Origin of the sequence: Infirmifilum sp., assembly GCF_049970975.1 — an archaeon.
Classification (GTDB): domain Archaea; phylum Thermoproteota; class Thermoprotei; order Thermofilales; family Thermofilaceae; genus Thermofilum; species Thermofilum uzonense.
In genome coordinates this window covers 1-3,056 of record NZ_JBMFLX010000144.1, presented here as the reverse complement: position 1 = coordinate 3,056, position 3,056 = coordinate 1, and the positions used below count along the sequence as shown (strand labels likewise).

General features: G+C 52.0%; 2 protein-coding genes. Both read right to left on the bottom strand.

What is annotated here, in order from left to right:
* The coding region (locus tag ACP5KC_RS09700) for a hypothetical protein (RefSeq protein ID WP_428287433.1) at window positions 1-298 on the bottom strand (298 nt) is incomplete at its 3' end.
* A partial coding sequence (locus ACP5KC_RS09695; RefSeq protein WP_428287432.1) for a hypothetical protein occupies window positions 295-3,056 on the bottom strand: 2,762 nt, incomplete at its 5' end. The genes ACP5KC_RS09695 and ACP5KC_RS09700, both read right to left, overlap by 4 nt.

Here is a 3,056-nt window from a genome sequence, read left to right as displayed (position 1 = left end):
GTAGGAGGGTAAGCAGATGGGTCTTGCCCATCCCCATATCCAAGTTTAGAAATAGCCCTACATAGCTCCTACTTCTTAGAGCGTTTAGAATCGCCCTCAGGATCTCGACGTAACTGGGTGTCAGCTGTGTCATAGCAAGGAATATGTCTGCCTTGGCATATTCCAACACCGTTTTCAAGTTTTCCTCGCTACTTAAGGCCAGTATCACTGAGCCAAGGCTAGGGGCCAGCTCGTCAGGGCTTTGTCTTGATATGTGTTCAAGCCAGTCCTCATCTAAATACTGGTCTAGGGGCCTCATAGCCCACCACCCAGAACCCTTAGAATCCTATCCCTTTCACCACTATCGCCTATGCCCAACTTCTTCCAGCATATAGCGGTCAAATAGTATGCTAGGACCACATCGTTTCTATCCGCTTGGGCCACCATTTCCTCTGCAGCTCTCACGCCGTAGCGTGCTATAGTCTCCCTGACGCTCCTCACGAGCTCTGCGGCCTTCCCGATCCTAACCCCTAGGGTTGCCATCGCATCAGGCGGTCTCAACGTGAGAATTCCCTCGCTCTCCTTATTCTGCTGTATTATTTCTAGGGAGGGCGCTCTTAAAACCTGGTACACCCTGTTAGAGAAGTCGTACGGTACTCGAAGTCTCTCATCCGACGCTATGAGTAGGAACAGGTAGAGTCTAGAGGTGGGGTCTAGACCTTTAATATCTAGGTTCTGGATACCTACCCTGCTGGCTAGGAGCTCCATGACTGTGTTCACAGAGACCTCCAAGGCTTTATTAGCCAGCCTCCTATAGTTGTGGGCTTGGGTAAGTGAACTTGAGGCTGGTAGAGTGTACCTCGTTACCGCAGCGAACCCGTCGGCAATGGATACCACTAAAGCCTCCCTGAGCAGATCCATACCGTAGCTTCCTATTATAGCGTTCATGGAAGACGCGACCGTGCTCTTGACATCTTCGACGAACTCGTGATCATCGTCGCCGAGTAAAGGCTTCCTCTTGGCGTTGGGCCTGGCAACTATGACTATGCTGGTGAAGAAAGCACTGCTCTGTAGGGCGATCCTCCTTTGCCTAGACTCGCTCCAAATCTGCCACGTCTTCGTAACGGCGTACCCGGCTTCGTAGAACCTGTAGAAGAGCTCTTCCCACCCGTGGAGTTTTCCATAGGAATACCACATGACTAGGATGCCGTCGGGCTTGAGAACCTTGGACGTGGCTTCAAGGAACATTCTGAGTTGCTCTCCAAACCTACTGCCACCCCCAATCCTAGGCGGGGGAGAGCCGCCGATCTCAAGCTCCCTAGGTATCCTGGGCTCGAATGGATCCCAGTCTATGTGGACGTGGTCAACGGGGAATAGGTCTTCAAGCACAGGTCTTAATGCCTGCTGGATAATAACCCAGAAGAACTCCGTTATCCCGGCATAGTCATGCTGATCGTAGTATGGGGGGTCGACGTGGACGAGATCCACAGAGCCTTGTTCCAGAACCGTATCAAGCCTCCTAGCATCCCAGAGGTAGATCGAGTCCATTCCGTCCTTCCAGAGACCCTCAAGCTCCTCACTAAGGAACTTCAACACGGGTAGGATACCGCCGCGGGTACCCTTAAGCTCTTCAGCCTCTAGTTCTTCAGCATCTTCATCTGCGTCTTTCCCAACTTCGAGAGCCCAAGGTAGATCCATGTAGGGTATCGCACCTTCGCAGAAGTCGTATCCAAGCCTGACTTTTCTACCCAACGCGTATTGAGAGCCTACCACATCTCTAATAGTTGACTCGGACGCGTCCCATTGCGTAAAGATGTTATCGTAATTTACGAGCTTTCCGATCGCGAGAGCCAAATACAACGCTACAGCAACACCTACCTCTCCCAAGGCGTCACGTAGCTCGACAGCTCTGGATCTCACGTATTTTATGAGCTTGTATAGTGCTAGTAGTTGCCTCGGGCTAAACAACTGATACCAGTGCTTCAACCCCATCTTTTTAGCGTCCTTGAACACCTCGTTCTCGTCTGGGATCTCGGCTATGGGCAGGTAATCTAGTACATTCTCCTCCTTAGCTATCTTCGCAAGCTCTCTCGCGGCCTCCCTCAGTAGCCGGCGGTCATGGTCGCTTGGTTCCCGGTATCCCCCCTTCCTGAGTTTAACGGCGGCTAGTAGGTACGTCCTCTCAATCTCTTCCACGGCTTTTTCATCGCCCTCCAAGAGCCTGCTGAGGAGCTCGACGTGCTTCTGCACCCACCTCCTCCTAAGCGCCTCCACGCTGACAGGTCTTTCACAGTACGGGCATAGAGTGATCGGTGGGGGTGGCTGGCTTGCGATTCTGAACTCGACCGTCTTACCCTCGGTGTTGAACTCGGGTCTTACATAGACTCCCTGCCTTCTACTAAGTAGCGGTCGGTTGATCAGCGGTATGACCCCTCCACAATCGTGCTCCGCCCCAAGAAAGAGTATGTATGACCTTACGTTTTCATCGTAGAACTTCCCGAGCTCCCTCCTAGCGTACTCCAGCATTTTCCGGGCCTCCTCGAGTACATGCTCGTAGAGCCTCCTACCGTATTTCGCCGGGAACTCTATGGTTGCCCTTAGTATGAGATATGCTACTGGGTTGTAATCCCCGGCTATTGTCCTAAAGCCTAGGCGCAGGGACTCAAGGGGTATCGAGCCACCGCCAGCCATTGGATCAACGACGACCACACTAGCTGGGTCGCCTACGAGCTCCCTGACGAGCTCCCTATCAGGGCTTACCATGTATAGTGTGGTTATAGCTCTGCTCCTCTTAGCAAGCAGCCTCGCATTCTCCAACCCAATGGCCTTCAGGAAGGTGTCTGTTGGTACACCGCTACCAACCACAGCAGCCAGAGTTACAGCTCTAGCGGCAGTTGAAGGCCTCCTAGCTGGGTAATACATGAGATTATGTATTTTTGGGAAGTTCATGCCTTTAAGATCTCCTACCCTGAGAAACTCTGTCATCTTTTCTCTAACATCTCTTGGTATCATTTTCAGGAAGAGCATCTCGTATTCTGCTAGGAGGTTTACCTCGTATAGTGGGAAGTTCTTTTCTA